This is a genomic window from Pseudomonas sp. NY15181 (assembly GCF_048068055.1).
Classification (GTDB): domain Bacteria; phylum Pseudomonadota; class Gammaproteobacteria; order Pseudomonadales; family Pseudomonadaceae; genus Pseudomonas.
In genome coordinates this window covers 185,105-201,170 of sequence record NZ_JBLUPT010000011.1, presented here as the reverse complement: position 1 = coordinate 201,170, position 16,066 = coordinate 185,105, and the positions used below count along the sequence as shown (strand labels likewise).

The 16,066-nt window shown below is 66.9% G+C and carries 15 protein-coding genes and 1 pseudogene; 13 read left to right on the top strand and 3 right to left on the bottom strand.

Annotated features, from left to right (window positions below):
- Positions 1–39: 39 nt before the first annotated feature.
- From ACNFBT_RS23235 to ACNFBT_RS23220, 4 genes are read left to right on the top strand one after another with little or no spacing between them, the layout of a single operon-like run.
- Positions 40–828, top strand: coding sequence for an ABC transporter permease (locus ACNFBT_RS23235; protein WP_416753088.1), 789 nt, complete (start codon positions 40–42; stop codon positions 826–828).
- Positions 825–1,673 carry an ABC transporter ATP-binding protein gene (locus tag ACNFBT_RS23230; RefSeq protein WP_416753087.1) on the top strand — a complete coding sequence of 283 codons (849 nt, stop codon included), beginning with the start codon at positions 825–827 and terminating at the stop codon, positions 1,671–1,673. The genes ACNFBT_RS23235 and ACNFBT_RS23230 overlap by 4 nt, the downstream gene beginning before the upstream one ends.
- Positions 1,670–2,641, top strand: coding sequence for a HEAT repeat domain-containing protein (locus tag ACNFBT_RS23225; RefSeq protein WP_416753086.1), 972 nt, complete (start codon positions 1,670–1,672; stop codon positions 2,639–2,641). The genes ACNFBT_RS23230 and ACNFBT_RS23225 overlap by 4 nt, the downstream gene beginning before the upstream one ends.
- The gene (locus ACNFBT_RS23220; protein ID WP_416753085.1) at positions 2,638–2,943 is read left to right on the top strand and encodes a DUF971 domain-containing protein; all 306 of its coding nucleotides are present in this window, start codon (positions 2,638–2,640) and stop codon (positions 2,941–2,943) included. The genes ACNFBT_RS23225 and ACNFBT_RS23220 overlap by 4 nt, the downstream gene beginning before the upstream one ends.
- A gap of 155 nt (positions 2,944–3,098) precedes the next feature.
- Here the strand turns inward: ACNFBT_RS23220 and ACNFBT_RS23215 are convergent, their stop codons facing one another.
- Complete coding sequence (locus ACNFBT_RS23215; protein WP_416753084.1) at positions 3,099–3,872, bottom strand: ABC transporter ATP-binding protein; 774 nt, start codon at positions 3,870–3,872, stop codon at positions 3,099–3,101.
- Positions 3,873–4,002: 130 nt separating this feature from the next.
- Here ACNFBT_RS23215 and ACNFBT_RS23210 point away from each other — a divergent pair, with 130 nt between their 5' ends.
- On the top strand, positions 4,003–4,341 hold the full coding sequence (locus tag ACNFBT_RS23210) for a hypothetical protein (RefSeq protein ID WP_416753083.1): 339 nt from the start codon (positions 4,003–4,005) through the stop codon (positions 4,339–4,341).
- A gap of 18 nt (positions 4,342–4,359) precedes the next feature.
- Here the strand turns inward: ACNFBT_RS23210 and ACNFBT_RS23205 are convergent, their stop codons facing one another.
- Positions 4,360–7,002: a LuxR C-terminal-related transcriptional regulator gene (locus tag ACNFBT_RS23205; RefSeq protein WP_416753082.1), complete on the bottom strand. Its 2,643-nt coding sequence runs from the start codon at positions 7,000–7,002 to the stop codon at positions 4,360–4,362.
- Between the two features lie 311 nt (positions 7,003–7,313).
- Between ACNFBT_RS23205 and ACNFBT_RS23200 the strand changes: the two genes are divergently transcribed.
- From ACNFBT_RS23200 to ACNFBT_RS23165, 8 genes and pseudogenes are all read left to right on the top strand, one after another.
- On the top strand, positions 7,314–9,116 hold the full coding sequence (locus tag ACNFBT_RS23200) for an acyl-CoA dehydrogenase (protein WP_416753081.1): 1,803 nt from the start codon (positions 7,314–7,316) through the stop codon (positions 9,114–9,116).
- A 107-nt stretch (positions 9,117–9,223) separates the two neighbouring features.
- Positions 9,224–9,508: pseudogene (locus ACNFBT_RS23195) on the top strand (3-hydroxyacyl-CoA dehydrogenase family protein); the annotation flags it as partial.
- Positions 9,509–9,523: 15 nt separating this feature from the next.
- The gene (locus ACNFBT_RS23190; RefSeq protein ID WP_416753080.1) at positions 9,524–10,711 is read left to right on the top strand and encodes an acetyl-CoA C-acyltransferase; all 1,188 of its coding nucleotides are present in this window, start codon (positions 9,524–9,526) and stop codon (positions 10,709–10,711) included.
- A gap of 13 nt (positions 10,712–10,724) precedes the next feature.
- Positions 10,725–11,504, top strand: a complete 780-nt coding sequence (locus ACNFBT_RS23185) for an SDR family NAD(P)-dependent oxidoreductase (protein ID WP_416753079.1) — start codon at positions 10,725–10,727, stop codon at positions 11,502–11,504.
- Positions 11,505–11,605: 101 nt separating this feature from the next.
- The gene (locus tag ACNFBT_RS23180; RefSeq protein WP_416753078.1) at positions 11,606–12,880 is read left to right on the top strand and encodes an alpha/beta hydrolase; all 1,275 of its coding nucleotides are present in this window, start codon (positions 11,606–11,608) and stop codon (positions 12,878–12,880) included.
- A 17-nt stretch (positions 12,881–12,897) separates the two neighbouring features.
- Positions 12,898–13,311: a hypothetical protein gene (locus ACNFBT_RS23175; RefSeq protein ID WP_416753077.1), complete on the top strand. Its 414-nt coding sequence runs from the start codon at positions 12,898–12,900 to the stop codon at positions 13,309–13,311.
- A gap of 3 nt (positions 13,312–13,314) precedes the next feature.
- Complete coding sequence (locus tag ACNFBT_RS23170; RefSeq protein ID WP_416753076.1) at positions 13,315–14,382, top strand: alpha/beta fold hydrolase; 1,068 nt, start codon at positions 13,315–13,317, stop codon at positions 14,380–14,382.
- The gene (locus ACNFBT_RS23165) at positions 14,379–14,975 is read left to right on the top strand and encodes a GNAT family N-acetyltransferase (RefSeq protein WP_416753075.1); all 597 of its coding nucleotides are present in this window, start codon (positions 14,379–14,381) and stop codon (positions 14,973–14,975) included. The genes ACNFBT_RS23170 and ACNFBT_RS23165 overlap by 4 nt, the downstream gene beginning before the upstream one ends.
- Before the next feature lie 48 nt (positions 14,976–15,023).
- Here ACNFBT_RS23165 and ACNFBT_RS23160 read toward each other — a convergent pair whose 3' ends face one another.
- The gene (locus ACNFBT_RS23160; RefSeq protein WP_416753074.1) at positions 15,024–16,064 is read right to left on the bottom strand and encodes a DUF1214 domain-containing protein; all 1,041 of its coding nucleotides are present in this window, start codon (positions 16,062–16,064) and stop codon (positions 15,024–15,026) included.
- Positions 16,065–16,066: the final 2 nt, after the last annotated feature.

Sequence of the window (16,066 nt, the reverse complement as noted above, 5' to 3'; positions counted from 1 at the left end):
CCCGGCGCCCCGTGCGCCGGGACTCGATGGAGAACGACGATGAACCTCAACACACTCTCCCGTTGGAGCCTGCGCCTGGCCTCGCTGCTGGTCTGCCTGGCGCTCTGGCAGGTGCTCAGCGCGCGCCACGTGAGCCTCGGCGTAGTGACCTTCGCCAACGTGCCCGGCCCGCGTGACGTGCTGGAAGCCGGCTGGAACCTCGCGCAATCGAGCAAGCTCGGCCGCCACCTGGGCAGCAGCCTGCTGCGGGTGATCGCCGGTTACCTGCTGGCTTCCGTCGCCGGCATCCTCCTGGGACTGATCATCGGCCGTGGCCGCTGGGCCCGCGACAGCCTGCTGCCGCCGCTGGAAGTGCTGCGACCGATCCCCGCGGTGGCGTGGATTCCGCTGGCGATCCTGATGTTCCCCAGCTCCGAGTTGTCGATGATTTTCATCACCTTCACCGGCGCGCTGTTCCCCATCCTGCTCAACACCATCCACGGCGTGGAGGCGGTCGACCCCCGACTGCTCGCCTCCGCCCGCAGCCTGGGCGCGGGCCGTCTGGCGCTGCTGCGCGAAGTGGTATTGCCGAGCGCGACGCCGAGCATCATCACGGGCCTTGCCATCGGCATGGGCACCTCGTGGTTCTGCCTGGTGACCGCCGAGATGATCTCCGGGCAATGGGGCATCGGCTACTACACCTGGGAGTCCTACACCTTGCAGAACTACCCCGACATCGTCGTCGGCATGCTGCTGATCGGCGTGCTCGGCATGGCCAGCAGCCTGCTGGTGCGCCAGCTCGGCGATCTGGTCACACCCTGGCAGCGCCAGGCCGGAGGCAAGCCATGACCCTGCCCGCCAGCGCTCCGGGACGCGTGCGCGTCGACGGCCTGTCGATCCATCTGGGCAGCGGCCGCGACGCCTTCGAGGCCGTGCAATCACTGAGTTTTTCCATCGAGCCGGGCGAATTCGTCTGCGTGCTCGGCCCCTCCGGCTGCGGCAAGTCCACTCTGTTGGGCGTACTGGCTGGGCACCTGACGCCCAGTGCCGGCCAGCTGGAAGTGGACGGCCTCGCCGTCGCCGGCCCCTCGCCGGAGCGCGGCATGGTGTTCCAGCACCACACCCTGCTGCCCTGGCGGCGGGTGCGCGACAATGTCGCCTTCGGCCTGAAGATGCGCGGCGTGCAGCGCGCCGAGCGCCATCGCCTGGCGGACGAAATGCTCCAACTGGTGGGCCTGAACGGCTTCGCCGGGCGCTGGCCGTCGCAGCTCTCCGGCGGCATGCAGCAGCGCGTGGAAATCGCCCGCGTGCTGATCAACCAGCCGCGCCTGCTGCTGATGGACGAACCCTTCGGCGCCCTCGACGCGCAGACGCGGATGATGATGCAGGAGCTGCTGCTGGATATCTGGACGCGCCTGCGTACCAGCGTGCTGTTCATCACCCACGACATCGACGAGGCGCTGTTCCTCGCCGACCGCATCCTGGTGATGAGCCCGCGACCGGGGCGCATCCTCGAAGACATCCGCCTCGACTTCCCGCGCCCTCGCCACGCCGACCTGCTCACCACGCCTGAATTCTCCCGGCTCAAACGCCACTGCCTGGAACTGCTGCGCCACGAAGACGGCCGCCAGCTGCCACGCCTGACGCCACTGGGCCTGCCCACTCCACAACGGATACCGCGATTCGCCATATGACTACCTTCAATGTGAGCACCGACAACCCCGACATCCTCGACCTGCAACCGCGCCTGCAAGCCGCCGACGCCGGCGTGCGCCGCATCGCCCTGATCGAACTGGCCGATCTGGAAGAACCCGACGGCCTGCCCTGGCTCGCCCACGTCCTTAACCATGACGACGCCGCCAGCGTCCGCGCCGAAGCCGCGCGCCTGCTGGAAGCCTGGGAAGAACCGGAAGTGGTGGACGCCCTCTGTCAGGCCCTCGCCGACAGCGACAACGACGTGCGCGAGGCCGCCGCCCAGAGTCTGAGCGAACTGAAGACTGCGGAGGCCGGCGTGCGCCTGCTGCCGTGGGCGACTCATGCCGACATATTCGTCCGCCGAAGCGCGCTGCGCGCCTTGCGCGAACTGCGTCTGGAAGATGCCGCCGGGCCCGCACTCAACGCACTGGAAGACAATGACGCCGGCGTACGCCGCGAAGCCGTGGGCATCCTCGGCTGGCTCAAGCGCACCGATGCGTTGCCGCACCTAGCCCGCCTGACCCGCGACGATCCGGACGCCGAAGTGCGCCGCGCCGCTGCCGGCGCACTGGGCCTGGCGATCGACGCCAGCGTGTTGCCGGCGCTGCAATCCGCGCTGGCCGATCCCGCCTGGCAGGTGCGCGAAGAAGCCGCCGGAACCCTCGGCAAACTGGCCCTGCCGGAAGCCGGCGAAGCCTTGGTGAACGCACTGGAAGACGACTTCTGGCAGGTGCGCCTGCGCGCTGCCCGCTCGCTGGGCAAACTGCGCTACCTGCCGGCGCTGGAAGGCCTGAAGGTCGTGCTCGGCCACGGCATCAGCAACCTGCGCAAGGAGGCCGCGCTGGCTCTGGGCGAACTGGGCAGTGCCGATGCCATTGACGCGCTACGCAACGCCGAGAACGACGGTGACCCGGAAGTCCGCAAGGCCGTGCGTATCGCCCTGGCGCAATTGGGACAATCGGCATGAACACCCCCGTCGCACTACATCGCGCCCGCGCCGACGGCGAACTGCGCATCCGCTGGGACGACGGTGTCGAACAGTGCATCGCCTTCGCCCGCCTGCGTGGTGCCTGCCCCTGCTCGCAGTGCCGTGCGGCGCGGCTGCGGGGGCGCATCGACCTGGTGTCGGCGTCCGTGGCTTTACGGGCCATCAACTTGCAAGGCTACGGTGTGCAACTGGTGTTCGACGATGGCCACGACCGGGGCATCTATCCGTGGGAGTACCTGCGCGGTCTGGCGGGAACTTCAACGTCGGCCTCATCCGCGTAGGGCGTACAACCGTTCGCGGTTGTACGCCGATTCACCGCACGCATGAGCAGCGCCGGGCAGGCTCGAAGCGCCCCGTGCCAACACCGGAGCGCCCGGGTATCAAGGTCAAACGGCGTATAACGTCGAACGTTATACGCCCTACACCTGGCTCGCCATCAGGCATGCCAGCAGCGGTACCAGCCATCCTGTTCGGTGACCTTCAACGGCACGTGGTACAGCGAAGAAAGGTATTCGCTGGTGAGAATCTCGGCCTTTGGCCCGTCCGCCACCACCTTGCCCTGGGCGATCAGCACCACGCGCTCGATCTCCGGGATGATCTCGTCGATGTGGTGGGTAGTGATGATCATCGCGTGCTCCGCACCACAGAAGCGCCGCAGCAGCTTGAGCATCTGCAGGCTGGCGCCCATGTCCAGGCCGTTGGCCGGCTCGTCGAGGATCAGCGCGCGAGGTTCGTGGACCAGCGCGCGGGCCAGCAACAGGCGACGCTTCTGGCCAGTGGACAGGCGTTGGAACATGCGGTCGGCGAAGCCCTCCATCTCCACAGTGGCGAGCAGTGCGCGGGCCTTCTCGACCTGCTCCGGCGATGGCTGCAGGTGGCCGTGGCTGCCGATGGCACCGAAGAAGCCGGAGATCACCACGTCCAGCGCCTGGGTGAAGGGCGTGTAGTCCTCCTGCAGGTCCTGGGAGACGAAGCCGATGCGGCTGCGCAGGTCCCAGAGGGTGACGTTCTGCAGGCCGAACAGGCTCAGCGAGCTGCCTTCCCGATCCACCGGGTAGAGTTCGCGGCTGATCAGCTTCAGTAGCGTGCTCTTGCCGGCGCCGTTGGGCCCGAGGATGGCGACTTTCTCGCCTTCGCCGATGTGCAGGGAGAACCCGTCCAGCACGCGGGTCTGCTGCTGGTAGGCGGTTACATTGTTGAACTCGATCATGCGGCTCATACGTCAACGGTCAGCGGGGCGTCAGTTCTACCACGAGCCGTGCCACCCTGTCTTAAGTGCTCCCTAACAAGTAGCGGCTAGCGTGAGGCCCGCCAGTCTCCCATCCCTGGGGTACCCCGCCATGAACGATCCGGAAACACCCTCACTGGACGATGACATCTGCGTCCACATCTTCTCCGTCTCGGCCACCATGGTCGGGGTCTGCCTGACGGTCATCGGGATCATCCAGGTGATCATCACCCTGCACCAGAAGGACCTGATCATCGACGACCTGGTGACCGTGAACATGATGTTCTACCTGGTCTCCGCCTTCTGCTCCTACTGGAGCCTGCGGGCTCACCGCACGCGGCGCGGCCGGATGATGATGCGCATTGCTGACGCGGTCTTCCTGATCGCGCTGGTGTTCACCGCGGTCAATGCGGGCATCATCACCTGGATGATAAAGCTGGCGACCGCCTGAGCCCCTGAGGGCCGGCGCTCAACGCACCCCACCGTTGCGCCGGGCGAACAGAATGGCGTCGTAGCGGCTGGAGACACCCAGCTTGGCGAAGATGTTGCGCAGATTCCACTTCACCGTCTGCAGACTCAGGTTCAGCGCCAGGGCGATGCGCTTGTTGGACATCGACTGCTCCAGCAAGACGAGGATTTCCAGCTCGCGCGGCGTGAGCATCGGCGCGTCGATGACCAGGGGGCCCCGTTCCGGGCTTGTACCTGCCTCCAGCGGCGCACCGGGTGCGAAGTCCGATAGCAAGGCACCGAGGTAGCGGTCGAGCTCCTCCGTGCCAAGGCCGCCCAGCTTCGCCAGCAGGCGGCGCAGCGGCTCGCCTTCGTCCTGGAAGGTGCGTAAGAGGCCCATCCGGTAACCCTGCAGGACCGCTTCACGCAGGCATTCCAGCGCCTCGCCGTCGCGCCCCAGATGATCCAGCGCCAGGCAGCGGAGGACGGCACTGGCTACCGTCCAGGCGCCCCGGGCGTATTCGCGGATCAATCCCTGGATCGAGTCCAGCACCTGGATCGCCAGTTCCGGCTGCCCCCTGGCCAGCACCAGGCGGGCCTTGGCCAGGGCGGCCAGCACGCTCACTTCGGCGTGCTGCGGTGTGGTGACATGGGCCTGGCGCAGATCCTCCAGGGCCACCAGCGGGCCCTCGGCCCGACGCCAGTCGGCATCCAGCAGCAACAGGCGAATGCGCTCGGCGAGCATGTTCGCCGCACAGCGGTCCAACTCGCGCTCGCGGAAATACTCTTCGCGCTGGCGCAGGTACTCCATCGCCGCCGCTCGCGACTGCAGGCGTGCATGGGCCAGGGCCGCGACGATCATGTATTCCGGCACCGAGAAATGCAGGATGTCCAGCCGGTTGGCCAGGGCCCCATGGGCGGCTTCGTCACGGCCGAACTCGCAGTAGGCAAACGCCAGCAGCGCGGCGCAGTGGCAGGCGCTGACCGAGCGCCTGCCGTGGCTCTGCTCGGCCTTGGCGAGCGTGGCGGAGGCGATCTGCTCCAGCTCCAGCAGCTGCCCTTCGAACAGCGCCACGAGCGCGGTGGACAGCGCGCCGATGAGTGCCATCTCGTGGGTGCTGCCGCGAGATGCTCGCGCGGCTGTGGAGTTCAGGTAGCGCCGGGCTGCCGCGTGCTGCCCCAGGCTGCTCAAGGCGGGCACATAGAGGCTGGCGCGTACCTGTTCGAGGAAGACGTTGTTCAGCGGCGCTTCGGCAATTGGGGCCAGCAGTTGCGCACACAGGGCTGCGTCGTCCCGCTGGGTGGCCATGGCCGCCCGCAGGAGCAGCACCTGGTGCCGGTTCGCCGCGGCATCGGGCAGCGCCTCGAAACGCCCCAGCCATTCTTCGGCCTGGGCGGTACGCACGGTCATCACCGCCCCCCAGGCCCCGAGCAGCAACAACGCCGGGTGGCGGGCAAGCCGCTCCAGCGGTACGCGCTGCAGCCAGCGGACGAACTGGCCCAGGTGGCTGACGTTCTTCTGCGGCGGCTGGACCCGCTCCAGCAATGCCACCAGGTAGTCCAGATCATCCATCGCCAGCGCATGCTGCATGGCGTCACCCACCAGGCCGCCTTGCTCGAACCAGGCCGAGGCGCGCTGGTGCAGACTGGCCAGGTCGGCGCCGGAGGCGCGCAGGCGCTGCGCGAGGAACTCCTGAAACATCGGGTGGAAACGGTACCACTGGGCCTCGCCGGGAATGTCCACCGCCTGCACGAAGAGGTTGCTCTCTTCGATGTGGCGGATGAACCGCTCGGCATCCTCGGACTGGGTGACGTACCGGGCCACGTCGAGGTTGTAACGGCGCAGAATGGAAATCTGCTGGAGAAAGCCCAGCAACTCCGCGGGCAATCCCGCCAGTACGTCCTCGGCAAGGTACTCCGACAGCCCTGGCGCACCGGGCTGCAGGGTTACGGCGTGCTCCTTGCGCCGGGGATTGGCCTTCATCGACAGGGAAAGCAGTTGCAGGCCGATGGGCCAGCCGTCCGCCTGGCCATGCAGGCGATGCGCGGTGTCCATGGCGATCGCCGGGTCCAGGTAGGCCTTGAGGAAGGCGTGGGCCTCGGCGAGGTCGAAGCTCAGCCCGTCGCTGCCGATCTCGCAAAGCTCGCCCATGGCCCGCCAGCGCCCGAGCAACAGGGGTGGGTCCCGCCGCGAGGCCAATACCAGGTGCAGGTTGGCCGGGGCGTGGTCGATCAGCGCCTGGACGACGGGCAGTACCGAGGCCGTTTCCGCCTGGTGGAAATCATCGAGCAGCAGATAGACCTCGTCGCCCCACTCCAGCAGCGCATTGATCAGCGGCGACAGCATGAAATGCGGATCACCGTCGATGCCGCTTCCGGGTTCCGCCGGGATGCCCACCCCGGCATGGCGCAGGGCACCGCCCAGATGGGCAACGAAAGTTTCGGCCTCCCCGTCGTCGGGCGTCACCGACATCCAGGCGACCGCGGCACCGCCCTTGACCAATTCCTGCCGCCACTGCGCCAACAGGGTCGACTTGCCGAACCCGGCACCGCCAATGACCAGGAACAGGCGGCTCTCGCCGGCGGCTTGCAGTCGGCTGAGCAGATCCTCGCGGATCACCGCGCCGGGGCTCACCCGGGGCGGGGCAAACTTGGTACTGAGCATGGATATGGCCGTCATCTGGATATTGTTCTTCGTCCCGACCGCCGGGACGGACGGAGCAGCCCCCGCATAGTGATGAAGGGCACCGGGACTGTCCATACGGGGCATCGGTACAACACGCGGGCACATCAGGAGCGGGACCACCGCACAGGCACAGCAGCCACCTGCGGGCCCACTCCCCCGGACAGCCATTCAACCACCCCTCGTCCGCCCCCACCCCACTCCAGTCGAGTGGGGTGCCGCGGCGGCCTGTCCGCCTATCCTCCCGTCAACCTCCGCAGCGGGTTCCCCGCACCATCTCGACGAGACCGCGCATGACCAGTGCATTGCTCAACGAACGCGACCTGCGTTTCCAGCTCTACGAAGTGCTCGACACCCAGTCCCTGCTCCGGCGTCAGCGCTACGCCGAGCATGACCGCGCGGTATTCGATGCCGCCCTGGAGACCGCCCGCCAGCTCGCCAGCGATTTTTTCGCGCCGCACAACCGCAAGGGCAACGAGCACGAACCCACCTTCGACGGTGAACGCGTGCACCTGATCCCGGAAACCCAGCAGGCCTGGGACGCCTTCGCCGAGGCCGGTTTCCTCGCTGCCCACCACGACTATGCCGATGGCGGCCTGCAACTGCCCGAAGTCGTGCTACGCGCCTGCATGGCCTATTTCAACGCCGCCAACATTGCCACCCTGGGCTATTCCTTCCTCAGCATCGGCGCCACCAATCTGGTCAGGAGCTTCGCCAGCGACGAACTCAAGGCGCGCTTCCTGCCGGCCATGCTCGACGGCCGCTTCAGCGGCACCATGGCCCTCACGGAACCCGGCCAGGGCTCGGCGCTGGGCGACCTGCGCACCAGCGCACGGCCGGCGGGCGATGGCACCTACCGTGTATTCGGCCAGAAAATGTTCATCTCCGGTGGCGACCACGAACTCACCGAGAACATCGTCGATATGGTCCTGGCCCGCATCGAGGGCGCGCCGGCGGGCACCCGCGGCATCTCGCTGTTCCTGGTGCCCAAGCGCCTGGTGCAGGCCGACGGCAGCTGCGGCGAACGCAACGACGTGGCGCTGGCCGGCCTGCTGCACAAGATGGGCTACCGCAACACCACCTCCACCGTGCTCAACTTCGGTGAACGCGACGGCGCCGAGGCCTACCTGATCGGCGAGCCTCACCAGGGGCTGGGCTACATGTTCCAGATGATGAACGAGGCCCGCATCGGCGTCGGCCTGGGTGCCGCCGCGCTGGGCTACCAGAGCTTCGTCCACGCGCTGGAGTACGCCCGGGAGCGCCCGCAGGGACGGCTGCCGGGCTGCAAGGACCCCGCCTCGCCCCAGGTGTCGATTATCGAGCACGCCGATGTCCGGCGCATGTTGTTGCAGCAGAAGGTCTATGCCGAAGGCAGCCTGAGTCTTTGCCTGTATGCCAGCTCGCTGGTGGAGGACGCCCATACCGGCGACACCCCGGAGCAACGGCGCAACGCCGCCGAACTGCTCGACCTGCTGACCCCGGTGGTGAAGTCCTATCCGTCACGCTACGGCCTGCTGGCTTCCGACCTCGGCATCCAGATCCTCGGTGGCGCGGGCTACACCCGCGAGTACCCGCTGGAGCAGTTGTACCGGGACAATCGCCTCAACCCCATCCATGAAGGCACCGAAGGCATCCAGGCGATCGACCTGCTGGGCCGCAAGCTGGGCTCTCGCGGCGGCGACGGTTATCGGCTGCTGCGCGAGGAAATCCGCCGCTGCCTGAGCCGGGCCGCCACCGATACCCGCTGCGCTCCGATGGCGCGGCAGCTGGAACTCGCCCTGCAACTGCTGGAGGAGACGACCACCGAGCTGCAGGCGCAGGTTGCCGCCGATGCGACCAGGGGGCTGGCCAACGCCACCCCTTTCCTCGACCTGTTCGGCCGCGTGGTGGTGGGCTGGACCTGGCTGCGCCAGGCCCTGGCCGCCGGTGCCGCCCTGCCGCGGGCCAGCAGCGACGACGAGGCCGCCTTCTACCAGGGCAAGGTGCATGCCGCGCGTTACTTCATGACCTGGGAACTCGCCCCGCTGGCGGGCATCGCCCGCCTGCTCACCAGCGCAGACCGTCTGGCCTGCGATATGCGGGACGCCTGGTACTGACCCCGTGCCGATCTGGAGAAATCTAATGACTGAACTGATCCGCTATCACCAGGACGGCGACATCGCCTTCATCGGCCTCGCCCGCGTGCTCGTCAACGCCCTGGGTCGACCGCTGCCTGTTCATGCGGATCAACGAAGGCATCCGGCTGCTGGACGAAGGCATCGCCCTGCGCAGCGGCGACATTGACCTGGTCTGGATCAACGGCTACGGCGTCCCCGCCTGGCGCGGCGGCCCGATGCATTACGCCGAGGCTCTCGGCCTTCCCAATGTACTGGAGCGCATCCGCCATTACCGCGACAGCCTGGGTGCCTATGGCGCCCAGTGGTACCAACCGGCACCGCTGCTCGAACGCTTGGTGGCGTCCGGCCGTACCCATATCGAACGCATCTGACTGCAGGAGCAGAACATGAAAGAAGCCGTCATTCTCTCTACCGCGCGCACGCCGATCGGCAAGGCCTTCCGCGGCGCCTTCAACAACACCACTTCCCCCACCATGGCGTCCTTCGCCATCCGTGCCGCCGTCGAGCGCGCCGGCATCGAGGCCGCGGAAATCGACGACCTGGTGATGGGCACGGGGATGCCCGCCGGCACCGCCGGCTGGAACCTCGGGCGCATGAGCGCCCTCGCCTCCGGGCTGCCGTTGTCGGTCAGCGGCCAGACCCTGGACCGCCAATGCGCCTCCGGGCTGATGGCCATCGCGACCGCCGCCAAGCAGATCATGGTAGACGGCATGCAGGTGACCATCGGCGCCGGCCAGGAGCAGATCAGCCGCGTGCAGAACCGCCACGTGGAATGGGCCATGAGCGAGCAGGACCGGCTGGTGCTGCGGCATGCCGAACACGCCTACATGCCCATGCTGCAGACCGCCGAGCGGGTCGCCCGGCGCTACGGCATCAGCCGCGAGGAGCAGGACGCCTATTCCCTGCAATCCCAGCAACGCACCGCTGCGGCCCAGCAGGCTGGCCTGTTCGCCGGGGAGATCGTGCCGGTGAACGTCAGCAACGCGGTGACCGACAAGGCCAGCGGCCAGGTCAGCTACCAGCCGCTTACCCTGGACCGCGACGAAGGCAACCGGCCGCAGACCCGCCTTGAAGACCTCGGCGCCCTCAAGCCAGTGATCGAGGCCGGCTGCATCACCGCCGGCAACGCCAGCCAACTGTCAGACGGCGCCAGCGCCTGCGTGCTGATGGACGGCCGGCTGGCCGAGCAGCGCAATCTGGAGCCCCTGGGCGCCTATCGGGGCATCGCCGTGGCAGGTCTCGCACCCGAGGAAATGGGCATCGGCCCGGTGCTCGCCGTGCCCAAGCTCCTCAAACAGCACGGGTTGAGTGTCGACGACATCGGCCTGTGGGAACTCAACGAAGCCTTCGCCTGCCAGGTCCTCTACTGTCGCGACAAGCTGGGCATCGATAACGCCCGGCTGAACGTCAACGGCGGCGCCATCGCCATCGGTCATCCCTACGGCATGAGCGGCGCCCGCATGGTCGGCCACGCCTTGCTGGAGGGGCGCCGACGCGGTGTGCGCTACGTGGTGGTGACCATGTGCGTGGGCGGCGGCATGGGTGCCGCCGGGCTGTTCGAAGTATTCAACTGAGCGAAGAAGCACAATGACTGAACGATCACAGCGTTTTTCCCTGGCCGGCAAGGTTGTTCTGGTGACCGGTGCCTCCAGCGGTATCGGTGCTCACCTGGCGCGGGTCGCCGCCGCGTCCGGAGCAAGGGTCGTGGTGGGTGCACGGCGCATTGAGCGGCTGGGACAGTTGGCGGACGAGATTCACGCCCAGGGGGGCGAGGCCCTGCCCGTCGCTCTCGATGTCACCGATAGAGCCAGCGTCGAGGCAGCTTTCGATACGGCGCAAACTTGCTTCGGGGTAGTCGACGTGGTGCTGAACAACGCCGGCATCGGTAACGGCCAGCGCGCCCTGGAAGTGAGCGAGGACGACTGGCGGAGCATGCTCGCGACCAACCTGGACGGGGTCTGGCGTGTGGCACAGTGCGCCGCACAGCGCCTGGTGGCAGCCGGCCGCCCCGGCAGCATCGTCAATATCGCCTCGATGCTGGGCATTCGTGTGGGCGCAGGCTACAGCCACTACTGCACGGCGAAGGCCGGCGTGGTGCAGTTGACCAAAGCGCTGGCCCTGGAGCTGGCGCGTCGGGGCATCCGCGTCAACGCCATCGCGCCCGGCTATTTCATCACGGAGATGACCGACGGCTACTTCGACAGTGAGCACGGCCGGCAGTACATCCAGGACGCCATCCCGATGCGCCGCCTCGGCGAGCTGTCCGAGCTGGATGGCCCCTTCCTGCTGCTGGCCAGCGACGCCGGTAGCTTCATGACCGGCAGCGTCCTGGCGGTGGACGGAGGCCATCTGGTGAACGGTCTCTGACCGGAACGGGTTGGTAGCCATCCCGTTCCACAGGAGGGGGCGCGCGGGAGCGACCGGGGCAATAGCATATCGGCACTTCCACGACCACAAGGAGTCCCGTCGTGACCACCCACGCTACCCCGACCGTCCAAGCGCCGCGTCCGTCCGGCAAGGGCCTTCCCGTTACCTGGCGCGCGGCCGCCCCGGATCGCGACGCGCGCGCCTTCCTGCGCATGCTGAACCTAGCGACGCAGCTCAAACCCATCGAAGCCTATTCCCTGGGCGAAATCCGCGAACTGTGGCGGCTCACCGCCCTGGCGCTGGGCACTCGCCCTCCCCTCGCCAGCGTGCGTCAGTTCGAGATCGACGGGCCGGGCGGCGAGTTGAGCCTGCGTATCTACAGCCCCTCGCGCGGTGACGCGCTCCTCCCGGCGTTCATCTGGGTCCATGGTGGCGGCTTCATGGTGGGCGGCCTGGACTCGGCGGAGTCGATCTGCCGCAACATCGCGCGGACGGCCGGCTGCATCACCGTGGCCATCAGTTACCGGCTGGCCCCGGAGCATGACCTCAACGCCAGCCGCGAAGACTGCCTGGCAGCGCTGAACTGGATAGTCGAGCACGCCCAGGAGCTGGGGATCGACGCCGAGCGCCTGGCCATCGGCGGCGATTCTGCAGGCGGCAACCTCACGGCGGTCATCGCCCAAGAGGCGCGTAGCCAGGGCCTCAAGCTGGCGCTGCAGGTGCTTGCCTACCCCGCCACTGAATTGCTGGAATCCTTCCCCTCGCTGACGGAGAACGCCGACGGCTACATGGTCACCCAGCACATGCTCGGCCACATCCAGCGCACGATCGCCCATTCCGTCGCGCACCTGGACCTCAGCTCGCCCCTGCTGTCGCCCCGTCGGCAACGCAACCTGCGCGGCGTAGCGCCGGCGCTCATCATCAGCGCCGGTCTCGATCCCATTCGCGACGATGGCCTGGATTACGCGGCGCGGCTGCGCAATGCCCGGATTCCGGTGCTGCTGTTGCACTATCCGGGGCAGTTCCACGGTTTCCTCAATTTCGACGCCATCAATGGTGCCGCCAGCGACGCCTTGCTGCGCATCAGCGCAGCACTGACCGAGGCTTTCGAAGGACAGCATGCGGACACCACCCTGGAGATAGCCGATACCGCGCCGGACCGGGAAGTCGGCGGCGAGCTCCGCAGCACTGCGGTGACCCTCTGGAACGCCACCGATGGCTGGCGCGACGCGCTCCTGACCCGGCTTGCCCCCAGGCTGGCCCGCACGACCCGCTGGGCGCTGCTGCCCTACTCGACCACCACCCACCTCCTGCGCCGCTGCCTGCAGGGCCGCGACCCGCGCACGGCACTTCAGACCTACCCCCCGTCATCCTGAGAACAGGAGAGTCCGGCATGACCGCTTCACGCTTTCCCGACCCACTGCGCCTGTGCCGCGAGGCCCTGAACAAGCTCGAAAACGGTATCAACGACGTGGCCGCCCGGAAGATGGACTCCAGCGAGTTCGCCCAGGCCATGGCTATCTACACGCGTGCATCCACCGGCGCCCGCTACCTGGCTGAACGCTCCATCGCCCGCCTGCTGGAGCAGCTGGACCTGCCCAGCCGCGGGGAAGTCCGGGAGCTTGCCGACGCGGTACGCCGAATCGAAGACAAGCTCGACGAGCTGTTGCCCGACCTGGCGGCAAAATCCCTGGTGCCTCGTCCGCCCCGCAGCCGCCAACCCCTGGACCTGCAACCCGAGTTGGCGCTGACGAAAGCACGACAGCGGGCGAAGCGCCCCGCCGCCAAGGCCAAGAGGGAGTCATGAGCCATGCCATTCGATAAGACCTTCACCGGACGCCTGAAAACCGAAGCGAAGCGGATGCTGCAACGCAGGCTCAACGCTCTGGACTACCTGAGTTCCCCCGGCCCTGCGGTGGGCGCGACGCCCAAGCGTCTCCTGCACCGCCGGGGCACGCTCAGCCTGTATCACTACTACTCCTCGGCCGATGAGGTGTACCGCACTCCGCTGCTGCTGGTCATGGCCACCACCAACCGCGCCTATCTGTTCGACCTCGCCAGGGGGCAGAGCCTGATCGAGTTCCTCCTACATCGTGGTTACGACATCTACGTCATCGACTGGAACCCGCCGACCCGTACCGAGCAGCACCTGAAGATCGAGAACTACGTCCTCGACTTCCTGCCCGACTGCCTGCGTCGCGTCCAGCGCGATGCGGGTGTGGAGGATGTCACCCTGGTCGGATACTGCATGGCCGGCATCCTGGCCTGCATCTACGCGGCCCTGCATCCGGAAGGCCCGCTGAAGAACCTCGTGTGCTTCACCACCCCGGTGGACTGGAGCCAGGTGCACTGGACCCGGACGCTGGCGAACCCTGACTACTTCGACGTCGACGAACTGGTGGACCGACTGGGCATCCTCCCCTCCAAGATGATCCAGAACGGCTTCGACCTGCTGCGCCCGGCGGGCCGCATCGCCGGGCAGATTCGCCTGTGGGACAACCTGTGGAACGAGCAGTACGTCAAGGGCTACCGCATGATGACCGGCTGGGGCGCCGACACTCTGCCGCTGGCGGGGGACTACTACCGGCAGATCATCAAGGAACTGGTGTGGAAGAACCGCCTGTTCGACGACACCCTGCGTATCGGCGGCCGTCCCGTACGGCTCGACGCGATCAAGGTGCCCCTGCTGCACGTCATCGCCGAGCACGACTCCCTGGTGCCCCCTGCCAGTGCCCGGCCGCTGCTGCACAAGGTGGGCTCCGTCGACAAGGAAGAACTGATCATTCCCGGCGGGCACGTCAGCCTGGTCGCCGGGCCCGCGGCCATCAAACGCATGTGGCCATCACTGGATCACTGGTTGGGGAAACGCTCCATATGAAGAAGCCCGTTCAACGCCGCTACCCTCGTTATCTCGCACTCGATGGCACGCAGGTGGAGTTCCGCCTGATGAAGCCTGAGGATGCACCCGCGCTCACCGCGTTCATCGATACCCTGCCAGTGCACGACCTGCTGTTCGTACGGCGCAATCTCAGCCACCCGAAAGTCATTGCGGCCTGGCTGACGGCTCTCGGTAAACAAGTGACCAGTCTGGTGGCCGTTGCCGACGGTCAACTGGTGGGCTGTACCGCCGTGGTCGTCGACGCTCAGTCCTGGTCCCCCCATGTCGGCGACCTGCGCATCCTGGTCGCCCCCGCCTGGCGCGGTGTCGGGCTGGGGCAGGCGCTGATCAGGGAATGCGTCAACCTTGCACTGAGCCTCGGCCTGGAAAAACTCACCGTGCAGATGACAGTCGACCAGAGCGCCGCGATCAAGACCTTCGAAAAGCTGGGTTTCCGGCCTGAATCGGTGCTGCGCAATCACGTCAAGGATCTTGACGGCCACAGCTACGATCTCGCGCTGCTGAGCCTGGAGGTCAGCGAACTGGGCGCTCGTGCCACGAGCAAGGGCATGCCCACGGCCCTGAACGAGTGAACGAAAAAGGGGCAGCTCACGCTGCCCCTTTTTCGATTCCCGCGAGGTTCAGTTCACCGGAACGGCCTCGGGGAAACGCCAGCTCCCCTCGAGCACCGAAGGTTGCGGTTGATACAGCCGGACCATGTAGTTCCATCCCGATGTTATCGGCAGACAGTTGGGCACCTTGCCATCGCAACCGCCGAACGCGACATCGATACTGCCGTCCTCCGCCCTCTGTGCCGTCACGCTGTTGAGGTTATAGGCCCCCTGGAGGTTGGGCTGGAAATAGCCTTTCTCGTTGTACACGCTGATCGACCAGAACGCGTCCACCGGTACGTCCTTGACGCTCAGGCGATATTGCGTCGAGCCGTCGTTGCGTGCCGGCGTAACATTCAGGTAGGTCGCATCCTGCTCCGGAAACCCTCCCCATGCCGAGGCCGTGGCGATCAGATGACGGACCGGATCGACCCGCCCCTGGACTCCGAAGGCACGGTTGAGGTCCGGCTCCAGCGCGGCCAGGGCCAACAGTGCGCTGCGAACCTTGCCCTGGCTTTCGCCATCCCATTGCGGCAGTTCGAGGTGCCCGGTGCCGGCCTGTTCGACGCGCACCGCGTCCTGCAATGCATGTGCGCGCTGCATGTCCTGGGCGTCGGCGGGATTGGCGAGAATACGCAGGGCAACGGCCACATAGCGACTACCCATGGCATCGCGGGTCAGGCGATGCGTTCCTGCCCCGTAGAACACTGCCGGTACGTAATGCTGCTCGTTGATCACCTGGAGCGACAGGTAGCGCTTGCCCGCATCCGGCAAGGTCAGGGTCAGCGGACCAGCCTCCAGGTCGAAGACCCCCACCGAATACAGCGTGTCGCGGTTGAGCCGGATGACCGTCTGCTGGTCGATGGAGGCCACCTGGCGATTGTGCTCCAGCCGGCCAAGGCCATAGCGCTTGACGATCGCGGCAAGGTAGCGGTCCGACTCCGCCCGGGCAAAATTGTCGACATTGACCGGGGCTGGAGCGGTTGTAGCCCAGACGGCCTGTTGCGTAGCCAGCCAGGACGTGGTGAACAGCAACAGCGCCCGCTGCAGGGTTTTGTTCATGCGGATCATTC